Source organism: Betaproteobacteria bacterium (assembly GCA_016713305.1).
In the GTDB taxonomy this organism is placed as follows: domain Bacteria; phylum Pseudomonadota; class Gammaproteobacteria; order Burkholderiales.
In genome coordinates, this window is the sequence record JADJPK010000023.1 from 1 (window position 1) to 15,784 (window position 15,784).

Annotated in this window: 15 protein-coding genes and 6 pseudogenes; 12 read left to right on the forward strand and 9 right to left on the reverse strand. The window is 64.1% G+C overall.

The window, feature by feature from the left end; translation table 11 throughout:
- Together IPK20_21185 and IPK20_21190 are read left to right on the forward strand one after the other, a co-directional pair.
- Window positions 1-231, forward strand: a 231-nt coding sequence (locus IPK20_21185; protein MBK8018964.1) for a hypothetical protein, incomplete at its 5' end; no start/stop codon positions are given.
- A 286-nt stretch (window positions 232-517) separates the two neighbouring features.
- A complete protein-coding gene (locus IPK20_21190; GenBank protein MBK8018965.1) occupies window positions 518-721 on the forward strand; it encodes a hypothetical protein in 204 nt (67 codons plus the stop codon).
- A gap of 345 nt (window positions 722-1,066) precedes the next feature.
- On the opposite strand, the gene IPK20_21195 is transcribed toward IPK20_21190, so the two are convergent.
- Window positions 1,067-1,303 (reverse strand): hypothetical protein, encoded by a 237-nt coding sequence (locus IPK20_21195; protein MBK8018966.1) that lies wholly within the window; start codon window positions 1,301-1,303, stop codon window positions 1,067-1,069.
- Window positions 1,304-2,188: 885 nt separating this feature from the next.
- Between IPK20_21195 and IPK20_21200 the strand changes: the two are divergent.
- From IPK20_21200 to IPK20_21240, 9 genes and pseudogenes are all read left to right on the forward strand, one after another.
- Window positions 2,189-3,451, forward strand: a pseudogene (locus tag IPK20_21200) (PQQ-binding-like beta-propeller repeat protein).
- 72 nt (window positions 3,452-3,523) lie between these two features.
- Window positions 3,524-4,141 (forward strand): cytochrome c4, encoded by a 618-nt coding sequence (locus IPK20_21205; protein MBK8018967.1) that lies wholly within the window; start codon window positions 3,524-3,526, stop codon window positions 4,139-4,141.
- Between the two features lie 340 nt (window positions 4,142-4,481).
- Window positions 4,482-5,018, forward strand: coding sequence for an alpha/beta hydrolase (locus IPK20_21210; GenBank protein MBK8018968.1), 537 nt, complete (start codon window positions 4,482-4,484; stop codon window positions 5,016-5,018).
- 81 nt (window positions 5,019-5,099) lie between these two features.
- Window positions 5,100-5,576, forward strand: a pseudogene (locus IPK20_21215) (RraA family protein).
- A gap of 7 nt (window positions 5,577-5,583) precedes the next feature.
- Window positions 5,584-5,748 (forward strand): hypothetical protein, encoded by a 165-nt coding sequence (locus IPK20_21220; protein ID MBK8018969.1) that lies wholly within the window; start codon window positions 5,584-5,586, stop codon window positions 5,746-5,748.
- Between the two features lie 6 nt (window positions 5,749-5,754).
- Window positions 5,755-6,030 (forward strand): 2-dehydro-3-deoxygalactonokinase, encoded by a 276-nt coding sequence (locus tag IPK20_21225; protein ID MBK8018970.1) that lies wholly within the window; start codon window positions 5,755-5,757, stop codon window positions 6,028-6,030.
- 39 nt (window positions 6,031-6,069) lie between these two features.
- On the forward strand, window positions 6,070-6,237 hold the full coding sequence (locus IPK20_21230; GenBank protein ID MBK8018971.1) for a 2-dehydro-3-deoxygalactonokinase: 168 nt from the start codon (window positions 6,070-6,072) through the stop codon (window positions 6,235-6,237).
- Window positions 6,234-6,629 (forward strand): 2-dehydro-3-deoxygalactonokinase, encoded by a 396-nt coding sequence (locus IPK20_21235; GenBank protein ID MBK8018972.1) that lies wholly within the window; start codon window positions 6,234-6,236, stop codon window positions 6,627-6,629. The genes IPK20_21230 and IPK20_21235 overlap by 4 nt, the downstream gene beginning before the upstream one ends.
- A 7-nt stretch (window positions 6,630-6,636) precedes the next feature.
- Window positions 6,637-7,264 (forward strand): annotated as a pseudogene (locus IPK20_21240) (2-dehydro-3-deoxy-6-phosphogalactonate aldolase).
- Window positions 7,265-7,490: 226 nt separating this feature from the next.
- Here IPK20_21240 and gabD read toward each other — a convergent pair.
- A pseudogene (gene gabD, locus IPK20_21245) lies at window positions 7,491-8,959 on the reverse strand (NADP-dependent succinate-semialdehyde dehydrogenase).
- Between the two features lie 49 nt (window positions 8,960-9,008).
- Window positions 9,009-9,783: pseudogene (locus tag IPK20_21250) on the reverse strand (SDR family NAD(P)-dependent oxidoreductase).
- A 266-nt stretch (window positions 9,784-10,049) separates the two neighbouring features.
- On the opposite strand from IPK20_21250, the gene IPK20_21255 reads away from it, so the two are divergent.
- Complete coding sequence (locus IPK20_21255) at window positions 10,050-10,223, forward strand: VacJ family lipoprotein (GenBank protein ID MBK8018973.1); 174 nt, start codon at window positions 10,050-10,052, stop codon at window positions 10,221-10,223.
- A gap of 379 nt (window positions 10,224-10,602) precedes the next feature.
- Here the strand turns inward: IPK20_21255 and IPK20_21260 are convergent, their stop codons facing one another.
- From IPK20_21260 to IPK20_21285, 6 genes and pseudogenes are all read right to left on the reverse strand, one after another.
- Window positions 10,603-11,667 carry a class I SAM-dependent methyltransferase gene (locus tag IPK20_21260; protein MBK8018974.1) on the reverse strand — a complete coding sequence of 355 codons (1,065 nt, stop codon included), beginning with the start codon at window positions 11,665-11,667 and terminating at the stop codon, window positions 10,603-10,605.
- Between the two features lie 24 nt (window positions 11,668-11,691).
- Complete coding sequence (locus IPK20_21265; protein ID MBK8018975.1) at window positions 11,692-11,952, reverse strand: DMT family transporter; 261 nt, start codon at window positions 11,950-11,952, stop codon at window positions 11,692-11,694.
- 33 nt (window positions 11,953-11,985) lie between these two features.
- On the reverse strand, window positions 11,986-12,972 hold the full coding sequence (locus tag IPK20_21270; protein ID MBK8018976.1) for a tetratricopeptide repeat protein: 987 nt from the start codon (window positions 12,970-12,972) through the stop codon (window positions 11,986-11,988).
- Between the two features lie 59 nt (window positions 12,973-13,031).
- Entirely contained in the window at window positions 13,032-13,319 is a 288-nt protein-coding gene (locus IPK20_21275; GenBank protein MBK8018977.1) for a transglutaminase family protein, read from the reverse strand.
- Between the two features lie 126 nt (window positions 13,320-13,445).
- Window positions 13,446-14,866: pseudogene (locus tag IPK20_21280) on the reverse strand (DEAD/DEAH box helicase).
- A 295-nt stretch (window positions 14,867-15,161) separates the two neighbouring features.
- The gene (locus IPK20_21285) at window positions 15,162-15,602 is read right to left on the reverse strand and encodes a DUF2189 domain-containing protein (GenBank protein ID MBK8018978.1); all 441 of its coding nucleotides are present in this window, start codon (window positions 15,600-15,602) and stop codon (window positions 15,162-15,164) included.
- Between the last annotated feature and the right edge of the window lie 182 nt (window positions 15,603-15,784).

The following is a 15,784-nucleotide window of genomic DNA, read 5'->3' on the forward strand; positions in this document are numbered from 1 at the left end:
GAGGAAAAGGCCGATGTGGACGGTGAAGGCACTCGCCGCTGGGAAAACGGCGGCGCACCCTGGGTAGTGGTTGCGCGGGGTTGCGCGCTCTCGACGCTCGACGAAACGCTGGCGGCGTTGTACGTCGGCGCCGTCATCGTCGCCGTGCATACAGGTTGCACGTCGATGGCTCTCCAGGCGGCATTCATGGCGGCGGCAGCTGCCTATGGACGGATCAAGAGCCCTCGCTAGCTGCGGCACGTCAACGACATCCCCACACCCTCACGGATCGCATCGGCGCCCCAGGGCTTTGTGGAACTCCGGAACCGCCCAGACGCACGAAGACCGTTACCTCCACTCCAAGCTCGGGAACATGCGCTGCGTGGTACCGCTATCTGGTCGGAGGAACGTCACGCAACAACAAGTACACGCCGATCGACAGCGGATCGAGCGAAGACACGTTTCTGCTCAGCGATGCCACGGGAAGACTGCGTGATCGATCCGACGGCGCGACGGTGGTGGCTGTGCATCGCCGTCAATGGACGAGTTCGCCCACCGGAAGACCGAATGGTGGATCGCCCGGGAGACCTGCTCTATGCGCTGGGCGGTGTGCACGCCGCATGGCGGCGATCACGAGGCTTCTGACGAGGAGGTGAGCGAGTTGCTCGCTGCAGTGGAAGAAGAGACAGGCCGGATCTCCTGCGCCGGTTCGACCAGGATCGAAACGGCGAGTCCGATCTGAAGGGTGAGGGGAGACTGCCTAAGCCGCAGCGCGTTCCGAAAGTGCTGCGATCCCAGATGGTGCGGGCCACCCGGCCCGGGCTGCATCTCATGCAGACGCCCCAGGACGGGCGTCCCATCTGCTGAGCGGGAAACCGCCAGAGGCTCTGTCCACGCCACCTCATGCTCTGGACCTGCGGTCACTTCGCGGTCATGACGTTTGGCAGCCGCAACACTGTCCGGCCTTTCGCCTGGTGTGACGCGGACCCGGCCCGGATGCCACCTGCAGTACGGCGCCGGCCGCTCCGCCGGCGGAGCCGGCCCATCGCCTCAGCACGGCAAGAAAGGCTGCGCCGACCGGCCTCCGTCACCTGCCCTCCACTGCCTTGCCCTCGATCAGCGCGCGATCTTTTCGTAAACCAGCTTGCGCGCGATCTGCGGAGGTCATGCCACGATCGTCCCGGCTGTCGAGTTCGGCGCCGCGATCCAGCAGAACCCTGACAGTTTTCCCGATCTCCCGAGCCGTGGCCGCCCACATCCGCGCGGTGGGTCGTGTTCGCACCGGCGATCCAGCTCGACGCTCCTGATTCAGGAGCAGAGCCACGGCGGCAGCCCGCCGCCGCCGCCGCGTAAATCATGGCGGACTTGCGCAATTGGTCCTGCGCGCCTGCGGATCGGCACCCGCATCCAGCAACAGCGTCATGACCCCCACATAGCCCCCGTAACCGCGGCCATCAATGGCGTGGTCTTGTCCGGTGCCGGGAGGTTCACGTCTCCGCCCTTCTCCAGAAGGTCCGGACCATGGGACCGTCCTTCCGCGCGAAGAGCATGAGGGGCGTCTCGCCGTTGCGGTTGCGCGCATTCGGTGCCGCGCCGCGACTCAGCAGCGCAGACGCGCTCCGCATCGCCTTTCTTGGAAACGGCGAGCAGCTGCGCGGTTGAGGTTGTACGCACTGGCGTCGTCCGCCGTCCCCCCATGTTCTGGGCGTGCGCCGCAGGACATGACATCGCGGAAATGCCAAACAACAGCAAGAAATTCACGAAGCGGCGAACGATGGAAATAGGAATGGCCATGGTGTTGGATGAACGAGAGTTCGCAAGTTATGTTGTACATGCCCGAGGCACTGTTCTACGCACATTCCTCGGTTTCGCTAGGAAAACTTCTTGAACTTTCTTGCCATATGTTCCGAATTGGTCCTGGCGGGAATTCGACAACGAATGTTGCATTCAAAAGCTAACCACGTTAGGAGGAAGCATGGAGGTTGACGAAACCCACTGAAGAAGGTCGCGCTCTCGCTGCTGCTCGCCGGTATCACGACCGGAGCGCTGGCAGATGAAATCCAGGGACAGAGCACGACGGCGGGCAAGCCGATGTCCAAGAATCTGGTGTCGGTCACGCAGCAGATGCTCGCAGGTTCCCCGGTGACAAGCAGAACTGGCTTCATCCGAACAGGGCTACGCCCAGACCCGTTACTACCCCGCCGATCAGATCAACAGCGGCAACGTCTCAAGCTGAAGCCCGCCTTCGTCTTCCAGACGGCGGTGCTGGACATCGATGGAAACCGCGCCCCTCGTGGTCAACGGTGTGATGTTCCTCACGACCTCCTACAACCACGTCTATGCCGTGGATGCCGTCACGGGCGAGGAGTTCTGGCACTACAAGCACAAGATGGGTCCCATCACGACCTACTGCTGCGGCCCGAACAACAAAGGCGTGGCGGCGTACGGCGACATGCTCTACATGGGCACCCTGGACGCCAAGCTCGTGGCGCTGGATGCCAAGACGGGCAAGGTCGTGTGGGAAACGGAAATCGCCGATCCTGAACTCGGCTACAGCGAGACCATGGCGCCTACCGTCGTCGACGGAAAGGTCCTGATCGGCACCAATGGCGGTGAATACGGCATTCGCGGTTTCGTGAAGGCGTACGACGCCAAGACCGGCAACCTCGTCTGGACGTTCCACACCATTCCGGAGAAGGGTCACGAGGGCAAGTGGGCCACCCACGACGCCACCAATCGCGACATGCTCCGCAACATCGCCAAGGAAAAGGAACTGCTGGCCAAGAACGGCGGCGACTTCTACCAGACCCTCGGTGGCGGCGTGTGGATGACCCCCGCGGTCGATACCTCCACGCGCACGGTGTACTTCGTGGTGGGCAACCCCTCGCCCGACCTGTACGGCGACATCCGGCCCGGCGACAACCCATACACGGGATTCCATCGTGGCCGTGGATCTGGATTCCGGCGCCTAAGGCCCACTTCCAGTACATCGCTCACGACGATGTGGGATCTGGACGCGGTTTCGCCCGTGATCATCACGGAAGCCAAGGGCAAGGACCGGCAAGAACCAGAAGGTCGTCATTCACGGCGGCAAGACCGGTCACGTCTACGTCCACGATGCCGCGACACTGGAGCTGATCCGGTTCTCGGAGGCGATGATCCCGCAGGAAAACATGTGGGTCCTGCCCACCCCCGAGGGTGCCCGGATGCTTCCCGGTGCCAACGGCGGCGTGGAATGGAACCCCCTGGCCGTCAACCCCAAACTGCGCCTGAGCTATGCGGCCAACCTGCATCAGCCGATGACCTAGACGCCCGCAGCGGCAAGCTGTGGTCGTTCAACTGCGGCGCAGGCGTCAATGCCCCGCCCGTGTCCTACACTGTCAGGCAAGCAGTACATTGCCGTGGCGGCGGGCGGAACACCCAGCTCGACTTCAAGCGCGGCAATAGCGTGTTCGTGTTCGCCCTGCCCTGAGAACGTCTCTCGGGCGTCAGGGTCTGACGAAAAGCCGCCCCCGAGGCGGCCTTTTCCTGACAGGAAGGATGAATGAAGACGATCCAGAAAGCAGGAACCGGAACATTCCGCGCCACACGGCGCATCGCCTGCTGGGCTGCCGGCAGTGTGCTGGCTTCAGCCGCATTCGTTTCCGGTAGCGCAGTCGCGGAGGACGTGACGACCAAGGTCGCCGCTTGCATCGCCTGCCACGGCGAAGACGGCAATTCGACCATTCCCGACAACCCCGATCGCGCAGGACAGAGCGCCCGGTACATCTACCTGCAGCTCAGGGACTACAAGGAAGGCCGCCTCAACCCCATCATGTCCGCCATCGCGTCGGGGGATGGGCAAGCAGGATATGTGGGATCTCGCCAACTACTTCAGCTCCAAGAAGCAGAAGCCGAACGGCTTCAAGGCGGATGCCGACAAGGTGACGCGAGGCAAGAAGGTGGCCGACGATGCGCTTTGTCCCATGTGCCACCTGGGCGGATTTTCGGGCAGAATGAGGTTCCGCGCGTGGCCGGCCAGCATCAGGCCTACATCTACAAGCAGCTCATGGCGTTCAAGACGAAGGAACGCAACAACTACGCAGACATGAACGCCTACATCAAGAACATTCCGGAAGCAGACATCGAGGCGCTGTCCCACTACATCGCCAACCTGAACTGATGCAGCCTTCCGCCGTGACCGACCCTGCCGTGCGGGAGGGGCATCTGGCCTGCCTTGGTCCGCACGGATTTCATCGCACTGCCTATACCGAATGGGGAGACCCCGGCAATCCGCACGTGGTCATCTGCGTCCACGGACTCACGCGCAATGGACGGGACTTCGACGCCCTCGCCTCTCGCCTTTCGAGAAAGTGCCGGGTGATCTGTCCCGATGTCGTCGGTCGGGGCAAGAGTGACCGGCTGCCTCACAAGGCGGACTACGGCTACCGCTCTATCTGGGCGATATGGCGGCCCTCATCGCCCGCAGCGGCGCGGAACGGCCGATTGGATAGGAAACGTCCATGGGCGGTCTTGTCGGGATGCTCCTGGCTGCAATGCCTCAGGCTCCCATCCGCCGGCTGGTGATCAGCGACGAGGCAGGCCTTCATACCCAAGGCAGGCGCTCGAACGGATCGCCGCCTACGTGGGCCGCGATCCGCACTTTTGTCGACGCTGCGAAGCAGAGGCCTACCTTCGGCGTGTCCATCGAACCCTTCGGCCCGCTGACAGACGATCAGTGGCGTCATCTGGCCCGATTCGGAACGCGGTCCGCGGAGGGTGGGCGCATTGCCCTCGCCTACGATCCCGGGATCGCCGAAGCCTTCCGTTCGGGAATCCGCGATGTGGATCTCTGGCCGGTCTGGAAACAGGTGCAGTGCGACGTCCTCATCACGCGCGGCGCGAAGTCCGACCTTCTCAGCGCCGAGACGGCCCAGACGATGATCAAGCAGGGCCCGGCCCGGGGACGCCTGGTGGAGTTTGCCGGCGTGGGCCACGCTCCCATGTTCATGTCGGAAGATCAGATGTCGGTCGTGGAGTCCTTCCTCCTCGCGGTATAGCGGGTCCGTGCCGTTCCGGCTACATTCCGCGTCTCTCAACCAACACCCAGGGAGAATGCGGAATGAACCTGCGCGACTTCGATCGGCCCGACGGCAAGCTCGTGGAAAGCTACCGCGAAGTGGCCAAGTGCTACAGCGCGTCCTGCGTCTTCGCCGACGTACAGCGCCGCGGCGCGTCATGCACAGCGGTATCAAGCCCATCTTCTCTCGCAAGGCCGTGGGGCCGGCACTGACTGTCCGGCTGTTCCCGGCGACCTGCAGGATCCTCTGGCGGCGCTGCATGTCGCGAAACCCGGCGATGTGGTGATTGTGGATGCGGGCGGTGAAACCGAGACTTCGGTCTTCGGCGGACTCATGGGCAGTCTTTTCCAGAACTGCGGCGTGCAGGGAGCGGTGATCGACGGCGCGTGCCGGGACATCGACGAACTGCGCGATCTCGGTTTCGTGGTGTTCTCCCGTGCCGTCACGGCCCGTGGAACTCACACCATGTTTTCCGGCCGCAAGGACGACGTCGAACTGAACGTTCCCGTCCAGTGCGGCGGGATCGTGGTTCTGCCCAGGCGACATGGTGATCGCCGACGAGATCGGGATCACGGTGGTGCCGAAGGCGGATCTCGAATCGGTGCTTGCCGCAGCCAAGGATCAGGCCGACCGAGAGGAAGCCACCCGCCAGCGAATCAAGCAGGGCCGCACGTTCGAGCAGCTTCTCGAAGAATTCGGCCGCATCTGAAGCATCGTGATCGCCGTCGACTGGGGAACCAGTTCATTCCGGGCATACCGGCTGGACGACTCGGGGCAGATCATCGATCGCAGGTCGGCATCCGCGGGAATCCTCACGGTGACCGATGGCGGGTTTGCCGAGACCCTGGAGACCCATGCCCGCGACTGGCTCGATTCGGGCGAACGTGTCCTGCTCTTGAGCGGAATGATCGGCAGCCGCCAGGGCTGGAAGGAGGCCCCTACGCGTCAGCCCCGGCCGGTGCCGGAGATCGCCCGCCACTTGTCCCGGTGAACGTGCGGCCCGGCATCGACGCTGGATCGTGCCGGAGTCGTGACGGTGAACGCCGATGGCATCCATGACGTCATGCGAGGCGAAGAAACGCAGATTCTGGGCATCCTTCATGACCTGGGACCAGGAAGCCATGCTATGTCTGCGGAACCCACAGCAAGTGGGTGGAAGTTCAGCATGGCACCATCACCGGATTCCGGACATTCATGACAGGCGAGGTCTTCGCCGTATTGAAGGATCACAGCATCCTGGGACGCATCACGAATTCCTCGGCACCTTACGACCGGCAGGCATTCGCGGACGGATTGCACCGTTCGGCCGACGCAAGCGGACTGCTGCACCACCTGTTCGGCGTGCGCGCAGAGTGCCTTTGCGGCGATCTCGACGCCGAGCGCTCCCGCGATTTCCTGTCGGGACTTCTGCTGGGACACGAACTGCGGCAGGCTCGGGGTAACGCCGTCGTGAACCTCCTTGGCGCAGGCGTGCTGGTGGATCGTTATGCCTACGCCTGCGAGGTGCTCGGCCGGTCGACCCGGATTCTGGATCCCGACGCCGTCGTGGCGGGCCAATGGCAAATCGCCCGATCGCGTCGGCTCGTCTGAGGTTCCGATGACATCTCCTCTGAAGTCTTGGCTGGACCGCTGTCCCCTGGTGGCCATCCTCCGCGGAGTGCAGCCTGCGGAAGTCGTGGATATCGCGTCTGTCCTGTTCGACTCCGGATTCCGGATCGTGGAGGTGCCGCTCAACTCGCCGGATCCCCTGACGAGCATCGCACTGCTATCCGGACGCTTCGGGGACAGCATGCTGGTCGGGGCGGGGACGGTTCTTCAAGCGGCGCAGGTGGAGCAGGTCGCAGACGCCGGAGGACGGCTGATCGTCATGCCCCATACCGACACGGAGATCATCGCAACCGCCGCCAAGGCGGGACTTTATGTTGTCCTGGCTTTTCCACGCCGACGGAGGCGTTTTCAGCATTGCGGGCAGGCGCGTCGGGGTTGAAACTCTTTCGGCGGAGGCCAGTCCGCCGGCAGTGTTGAGGCCAGGCGTGCCGGTGCTGCCCAAGGAGGTTGCGGTGCTCCCCGTGGGTTCCATCACGCCCGTGAACATGGCGGAGTACTGGTCGTCGGGGGCCGACGGATTCGGTCTCGGCTCTGCCCTCTACAAGGCGGGCATGTCGGCCGACCGTGTGGCGGCCAATGCTGCGACCTTCGTGTCGACGATCAGGCTGCTTGGCTAGACGCGGGCCCAACGGGGCTCGCGGTCACCACGCAAGCGCCTGAAGCACGGAAGACAAGGGTCAGGACCGGGCCCTCGGGGACGCTGGAACCTGCGGTGGAAGAACCCGTCCGCCATCGTCCCGGCGCGTCGAGACGGAAACCCGGTCCGCCACTGGCGTCAGGACCATCTCTTCGTCGCCGGTTCAAGCGAAGGCAGGAGGGTGTCCCGCCTCCCGGAGCGGGAGATCAGATCCCGCCCATGCACAGATACTTCAGTTCGAGAAAGTCCTCGATCCCGTACTTCGAGCCTTCGCGGCCCAACCCGGACTGCTTGACGCCGCCGAAAGGGCCCACCCTCATTGGAGATGATCCCGACGTTGATGCCCACAATGCCCGACTCGATGCCTTCGGCGATCCGCACACGCGGCCCATGTCCCGGGCGTAGAAGCAGGACGCCAGGCCGAACTCGGTGTCGTTAGCGGGGCCAGCGCCTCGGCCTCGGTCTTGAACTTGAACACCGAGCCACGGGACCGAAGGTTTCTTCGCGCGCCACCTTCATCTCCGGCGTTACATTGGCGATCACCTGGGTTCGTAGAAAGCCCGCCCAAGGCGTGCCGCTGGCCGCCCACGATGACCTTGCCGCCCTTCTCCACCGCATCGGACACGTGTTCTTCCCACCTTGGCGACCGCAGCCTCATCGATCAGGGGACCGGTCGTGACGCCTGCCTCGGCGCCATTGCCGACCTGGAGAGATGCCTTCACCTTGGCTGCAAGCTTTTCCACGAAGGCGTCGTGCACGCCCTCCCTGCACGATCAGCCGGTTGGCGCACACGCAGGTCTGTCCGGCATTGCGGTACTTCGACGCCATCGCGCCTTCCACCGCCGCGTCCAGATCGGCGTCGTCGAACACCAGGAACGGCGCGTTGCCACCGAGCTCCAGCGACATCTTCTTTGATGGTTTCGGGCACTGGGCCATCAGCTTGCGTCCCCACCTCGGTGGATCCGGTGACCGTGAGTTTGCGCACGATCGGGCTCGAGGTCATCTCGCCGCCGATCTCGGCGGAACTGCCCGTGACGACACTGAACACGCCCGCCGGAATGCCGGCGCGGTCCGCGAGTTCCGCCAGAGCCAGAGCCGAGAACGGCGTCTGCGTGGCCGGCTTCAGCACCATCACGCATCCCGCCGCCAGAGCCGGACCGGCCTTGCGAGTGATCATGGCCGCCGGGAAATTCCAGGGAGTGATGGCTGCACACACTCCCACGGGCTGCTTCAGCACCACGATGCGTTTGTCGCCCTGGGGGTGCGGCATGACGTCGCCGTAGATCCGCTTGCCTTCTTCGGCGAACCATTCGATGAACGATGCCGCATAGACGATCTCGCCCTTGGCCTCTGCCAGTGGCTTGCCCTGCTCCGCTGTCATGATGGCGGCCAGGTCGTCCTGGTGGGCCATCTTAGGTCGAACCACTTGCGCAGGACCGCGGCCCGCTCCTTGCCTGTCTTCGCGCGCCATCCTCGCCAGGCCTTGTCGGCGGCCTCGATGGCTCGGCGCGTTCCCGGCAGCGCCCATGCGGGGAATCGTGCCGAGCAGCGCGCCGTTGGCGGGGTTGACGACCGGGATGGTCGCGCCGGAATCCGCATCCGCCCACCGGCCGTCCACGTAACACTGCTGACGCAGCAACGAAGGATCCTTCAACGCCAGTGTCTGGCGGGTCATAGGTGCATTCATGTCCCTCTCCTGTGGAATGGACGCCGGGGTTCCGGTGTCAGAACGTGCCGGGGTAGGCACCGCCGTCGATCAGGAAGTTCTGTCCGGTGATATAGGACGCATGCGAACTGCAGATTAGGCGCACATCGCACCGAACCCGTCGGGCTGCCGAACCGGCCGGCCGGAATCGTCTTGGAGCCGCGTGTTCTTGGCATCGTCGACCGAGATCTTGTTCGTCTTCGCCATGGCTTCGATGCGCGAGAACACGGTGTCCGTGGCGAAGAGGCCGGGCAGGAGGTTGTTGATGGTGACGTTGTGCTGGATCGTCTTGCGGGACAGTCCGGCCACGAAGCCGGTCAGTCCGGTGCGTGCGCCGTTGGACAGCCCCAGGATGTCGATGGGAGCTTTCACCGCGCTGGAGGTGATGTTCACGATGCGGCCGAAGCCTCGCGAGATCATCCCGTCCACGGTGAGACGGATGAGTTCGATGGGCGTGAGCATGTTCGCGTCGAGCGCCGCGATCCATGTGTCGCGATTCCAGTCACGGAAGTCTCCGGCAGGCGGGCCTCCGGCGTTGTTGATGAGGATGTCGGGAGCGGGACAGGCATCGAGCGCCGCCTGCCGGCCCTCGGGTTTGGTGATGTCGGCGGAGATGACTTGAACGGCTGTTCCGGTCGCGGCCCGGATCTCGGCAGCCGTCTGTTCCAGTGCCTCCTTGCCCCGGGCAATGATGGTGAGTTCAACACCTTCACGGGCGAGCAAGTGCGCATCCCTTCCCCAAACCCTTGCCCCGCACAGACGATCGCTTTCCTGCCCTTGATTCCCAGATCCACGTTCCGTTCTACTGCGAAGAAGCGCACCCGTCAAGGGCGCACGTGTCGCTAAATCGCGACTGAAAAGGGCCGTAATGCTGACCCAACGACAAGGGGTTTGCAAACTTTCGATGGTTATAATCCGACCGTTCATGCGTCATGACAATCCTTGCTCCAGCGCTCCCGACCCGGCCCCGCTCCGGCGTCTCGGGTGCGCCTTCCTGCTCCTCGCGGTGACCGGGTGCGCGTCCCCTGGCGCCCGCACGCCGGGAGACCCGCTGGAGCCCATGAACCGGGCGGTCTACAAGTTCAACGACGTGGCGGACCGGTACGTCGCGAAACCGGTTGCCCGTACCTATGACACGCTGGTACCGGAATTCATCCGCACCGGCGTGCGGAACTCTTCAACAACGTGGACGACGTGTTCGTCGTCGCCAATGACCTGCTTCAAGGCAAGATGACGCAGGCATCCCAGGACAGCGTGCGGCTCGTATCCAACACCATCTTCGGCGGCCTCGGTCTGGTGGATGTCGCCAGCAAGCGCGGTCTCTACAAGAACAACGAGGACTTCGGCCAGACGCTGGGACGGTGGGGCGTCGGTAGCGGCCCGTTCCTCATGCTCCCGGTTCTGGGCCCCAGCAATTTTCGCGATCTGGGAGGCTACGCCGTTCATACCCAGGCCGACCTCGTATGGCGGGTCAACGACGCCGTCGCGCTACACATTGGTCGGCTTGCGGGCGGTGAATACGCGCGTCGCTGCTCCAGGTGGAAAAGGTGCTGGACGAAGCAGCGGTGGATCGCTCAGCTCCTGCGGGATGCCTATCTGCAGCGCCGGCTCAATCATCTACGACGGCAATCCGCCGCGCAGCCGCACGCAGCTCGACGACCCCGACGATCTCGAAGATCCCGGCGAGGGGTCAGCCGACGATCCGAAATAACCGGATCGTCGCCCGACGCTCGCTTCGCGGATCGAGCATGCTCAGACCGGGAGATCCGCGCGATCCGCCAGCATCGGTGGATGGACTGGTTGCGGAAATCCTCCGGAATCGTCTTGAGCGAGATGTCCGATACATCGAAACCCGGCATCGTTGCCTCGAATCGAAATCCGCGAAGGTTCGTGGAGAAGTAGATCTCTCCGTCCGCCGCCAGCACCCCGGCGCAGGCGAGCAGCAGGGCTCGATGGTCGCGCTGGACGTCGAAGACGCCGTCCATCCGCTTCGAATTGGAGAATACCGGGGGATCCACGACGATCAGGTCGAAACGTTCTCCGGCTTCCCGCGCCATCTCCAGCCACCGGCGCACGTCCTCCGCCGAATCGGTGCTGTTCTCCGAGAGCCCGTTGAGCGCGAAATTGCGCCGGGCCCACTCGAGATAGGTATTCGAGAGATCCACGCTGGTCGTTGCGCGCGCCCCGCCGGCGGCGGCGAAGACACTGAAGCTACCCGTGTAGGAGAAAAGATTGAGCACCGCCTTGCCATCGGCGAGCGCCCGCACCCGCGAGCGGAGGGGGCGATGGTCCAGAAACAGCCCCGTATCCACGTAGGTCTCGAGGTCCACGAGAAACCTGGAGCCCGCTCTCCTGCACTTCGAACTCCGTCCGGCGACCGCCTTGCCTCTCGTGCTGCTCGACCCGCCGGTCCACCTTGAGGCGTACCCGGGCCGTGACGTCGGTACGCGGGAGACCCAGCGCGCGGGCCGTCCGTTGCGCCACTTCTTCCAGCCAGTCGTCCGAGACGTCCTCGCGGACTCGCGCATATTGCTGAAGCAGCGCGCGCGGCCGTACACGTCCACGACAAAGGCGAGCTCGGAATATCGCGGTCGTACACGCGAAAGCAGTCGGTCGGGAACTGCCTGGCCCACTTGCGCAGGTGCGGAATCGCCGCGTGACACGGTTCTCGAAGGCATCGAGCAACTGCGCGGGATCTGCCATCAGCCCGCCTTTCGCCGCGCCCGCGCGTCGTCAGAAAGATGCCGCCGAAGAGATGAGCGCCATCCCGGCAAAGTGGAAGGCTCGTGGAGGTTCGTCAATACCAGCGTCGAAAGGATGATCCCGAACACGGGCACCAGGTGCACGAAGATGCCCGCGCGCGTCGGCCCCACCGAGCTCACCCCGCGGTTGTAGCAGACGAACGCCACCACGGATGGAAACACGCCGTAGTACGCCAGGGTCGCGGCGGTCGTGGTGGACAACGAGAACCGGGCGCCGCCCGCGAGCTAGAATGCCTACCAGACGGCCAGCATGGGCCAGCCGAACACGAGGATGGTCGCAAGGAAGGTCAACATTCCCATGCCGCCGGGACGGAAGCGCAGCAGCACCGTGTACAGCGCCCACAGCACCATGGCGATCAGAAGCCAGACATCGCCGCGATTGAAATCCAGTGCCTGGAGCGCCTGCATGTCGCCTTTCGCCACGATCACGAGCACGCCCAGCAAAGAGGACAGGATGCCGATCATCTGCCGCGCGGTCGTGCGCTCACGCAGCAAGACCCAGGCGATCGGCGGAATGAAGACAGGCACCACCGAATTGAACAAGGTCGCATTGGTGGCCGTGGTCATGGTGAGTGCGATGTAGCACATCGTGTTGAACAGGCCGATACCGACCAGACCCAGCAGGGTCAGCACCGGCCATGCCCGCGCAATGTCGGCGCGTTTCGACCACACATCACGATAGGTGAACGGAAGGATGAGCAGGAAGGCGATGGTCCAGCGCCAGAACGACATGGCCACCGGCGGAATCTCCGCCCGCATGGCTCGCCCGACGACCAGATTCCGCCCATAGCATGCTCGCCACGCAGAGCAGCACGTAGGAGACCGCCAACCCGCAGCCGGCGGCGTCGACATCAGTTCAGTCGCGCCGCGGCCTCGCATATCCAGCACGCGCGTGCGGATCTTCGATGCATCCGTCGCCTCCGGTTCCTGGCGCAGGTAGGCCTCGAAGTCGTGCAGCGCGGCACGGAAGCACTCCAGTTCCTGATAGACGAGCCCCTGTCCCCGAAGCTCCTGGGGCGTGTCGGGCACAACCTGCACCAGCCATTCGATCACGGTCAGTGCGTGGCTCCAGTCCTTCGCCTTGAGAAAGATCGCCTTGAGATTGCGCAGCATGCGGGCGACGATCTCGCGGACATCGGCCGTTTCAAGATACTCGGCCACGGAATCGAGCTTGACCGATGTGCGCTCGGACAGCGGCAGCCGCTCGTGCAGATCTTCCATCGATAGAGACGCCGCGGTGGTAGGCATCGATCACCACCATGCCGCCTCCACGTGGCACTTCACGAGGAAGCGGCCGGGGAAGGAGATCCTTCCATTTCGAGGCCCAGTGTGCGACCCAGCCGGATGTAGAGAATGGACAGCGTGATGGGGATGCCGCACTTGCGCTCCAGCACGTCGTTCAGATAGCTGTTGCGCGGATCGTAGTATTCCCCCGTCTCGGGCCCGTAACCCAGTTCTCCGTAGAGATAGTCGTTGAGCTCGGCCAAACGCTGCTCCACCGTACTATCCGCCTCGAGGCGCTGGCGGACCGTTTCTGCCATGGCGTCGATTCTGGTCAGTTCGCGCACGACGTCGAGTTCCGGGTATTGCGTCCGCGCACCAGCAGCGCCGCCTCGGCGAGATCAGCGGTATCGTCCGGCGAATCGATGAGATCCAGCAACCGCTGCGGTACGGGGACAAGCATCAGCAGGAACCTACCGGCGTGTCGTCGGTGTTCCCAGGTCGCGGTGCCAGCAGAGCCGCCACCGGTCGCCGGGGCGCATTGCGCGCGGTGGTCGTGGCCCCGCCCGCCGCGGGCGCGGCGACGCCGGGCTGGCCGCCGGAGAAACGGCGCGCGGCTCGTACGGCTGCTGAAAGAACGGATCCTCGGGGACCTTGGACCGGGGAGCCGACGAACGCGGCGAGTCCGCCCGCGACTCGGAACGCGAGTCCGGGCGGGAGCCCCCCCCACCGCCGGGACGCTCGTGACGGCGCGTGGCGGCGGAACCGTCGAATCCGTCCAGGTGACGCTCCGGAATCTTGGTCTTCAGCAACTTCTCGATGCGTTCCAGGAGTTCCTGCTCTTCGCGGCTCACGAGCGATATCGCCTCGCCAGCCTGGCCTGCACGGCCCGGTTCTTCCGATCCGGTGGACGTAGTCTTCGGGCGTATGCGGCAGCTCGAAGTTGATCACACACGGCAGTTGTTCGATGTCCAGGCCACGGGCGGCGATGTCCGTCGCGACCAGAACACGGACCTTGCCGTCCTTGAAGTCCTGCAGCGCCTCCATCCGCTCGGCCTGCGTGCGATTGCTGTGAATCGCCGTCGCATTGAGGCCGTCCCGCACGAGCTGGTGCGCGAGGCGGTTCGCCCCGAAGCGGGTCCGAACGAAGACCAGCACCTGCCTCAGTTCGAGATGATTGACGAGCCGGGCAAGCATTTCCCGCTTGGCAGACTCCCGCACCCGGTAGACCGAGTGAGTCCCGGTCTCGGTCACGGAATTGCGACGGGCGACCTCGACCAGGATCGGATCGTTCAACAGTCCGTCAGCGAGCTTGCGGATCTCTTCGGAGAAGGTGGCCGAGAACAGGAGGTTCTGCCGAGCCTTGGGCAGGAGAGACAGGATTCGCTTGAGGTCGGGCATGAACCCCATGTCGAGCATCCGGTCCGCCTCGTCCAGGATCAGGAACTCCACCTGTCCCAGTTGCACGGTCTTGCTGCACGTGGTCCAGCAAGCGTCCGGGCGTGGCCACGAGAATCTCGACACCTGCCCGGAGGTCCTTGATCTGGGGATCGATATCCACCCCGCCGAAAACGACGGTGCTGCGCAGAGGAAGGTACTTGCCGTATGCGCGGACGCTTCCAGACCTGGGCCGCGAGTTCGCGCGTGGGTGTGAGGATCAGCGCCCGGACCGGATGCCGGGCCGGACATGCTGGTATTGCGTATCCCTTCAACCGCTCAGGGAGCGGAAGCGTGAACCCGGCCGTCTTGCCTGTGCCGTCTGGGCTGCGCCCATGAATCCTTTCCCACATGATGGGTGGAATCGCTTTCGCCTGGATCGGCGTGGGCTCGGTGTAGCCTGGTCTTCAATGGCTCGCAGCAGCTGTCTGCGAGTCCGGAGTTCCTTGAACTGCATGCAGGGGAGGTCTCTACTCGACGAAAGGCGGGTCGGACCTCGCCGCGACGGGGCGGGGCCGGAAAGGGAACAGCATTCGAACGCTCATTCGAACAAGATGTTACCCCACGGATGACCGCGGACAAAGCATTTCGTTCAGTGCGGCTGTTGCATTTGCCGCCGCGGCGGTCCTTTTCCTCAAGTGTCTCGCGCTACCGCTTCCCGGTAGGCATGCCATGAGGCATGCCCGATCAGAGGTCGGTGATGACCAGTCCCAGATACCACGTGAAGATCCCCGCGCCGATCAGAAGAACGATCAACCCAGCCCACAGCAGCATGACCTGAAGTTGCTGCGCAGGACGTTGAAGCTGGTGATCATGGCTGTCAGGGTGTCCATGCCGTGCCAGTCGAGGAGCATGGGGACCGAGACCACGCTCGTGGCGAACACCAACAGTGCAAAGCCCAAGCCGGCAGCGCAGTACGCGGCCATGAAGACCCACCCTTCGGGGGTGGAGGCCAGTTGCGCGAGCAGCCCGCCTTCGTAGGGAAGTTCGCCCGTGAAGAATAGGGCGATCATCACCATGGACATTTGCATCCATACCGTCAGCAATAGTGCCAGGATCAGCGCGTAGAAACCGATGGCCGGGGCATTGGCCTGCCACGCCACCAGCGTATGTGAGAACTTGAGCGGCCTGCCCTGCTCGCGCGTGCGGCTGATGTCGTACAGGCCGATGGCCAGAAACGGTGCGACGAGCAGGAACCCCTGTCACCAATGCCAGCTCCAGGGCGGCCACACCGACGAAGCTCTGCAGAAGCAGCCCCATGATGGCGAACACCGCCATAGAAGAGGCTGGGCCCGGGCGCGGCCTTCATGTCGGCCACCGCCTTGTGAACCCATCGCCATGGCGCTCCCGAGGCGACCTGCCGGACCTTCGGAAC

Excerpts from the sequence above, each read along its gene's own strand:
- IPK20_21210 (MBK8018968.1), top strand. The coding sequence starts at position 4,482 with ATGGGCGGTCTTGTCGGGATGCTCCTGGCTGCAATGCCTCAGGCTCCC.
- IPK20_21255 (MBK8018973.1), top strand. The coding sequence starts at position 10,050 with ATGAACCGGGCGGTCTACAAGTTCAACGACGTGGCGGACCGGTACGTC.
- IPK20_21205 (MBK8018967.1), top strand. The coding sequence starts at position 3,524 with ATGAAGACGATCCAGAAAGCAGGAACCGGAACATTCCGCGCCACACGG.
- IPK20_21260 (MBK8018974.1), bottom strand. The coding sequence starts at position 11,667 with ATGCCTTCGAGAACCGTGTCACGCGGCGATTCCGCACCTGCGCAAGTG.
- IPK20_21220 (MBK8018969.1), top strand. The coding sequence starts at position 5,584 with ATGGTGATCGCCGACGAGATCGGGATCACGGTGGTGCCGAAGGCGGAT.
- IPK20_21270 (MBK8018976.1), bottom strand. The coding sequence starts at position 12,972 with ATGGAAGATCTGCACGAGCGGCTGCCGCTGTCCGAGCGCACATCGGTC.
- IPK20_21235 (MBK8018972.1), top strand. The coding sequence starts at position 6,234 with ATGACAGGCGAGGTCTTCGCCGTATTGAAGGATCACAGCATCCTGGGA.
- IPK20_21190 (MBK8018965.1), top strand. The coding sequence starts at position 518 with ATGGACGAGTTCGCCCACCGGAAGACCGAATGGTGGATCGCCCGGGAG.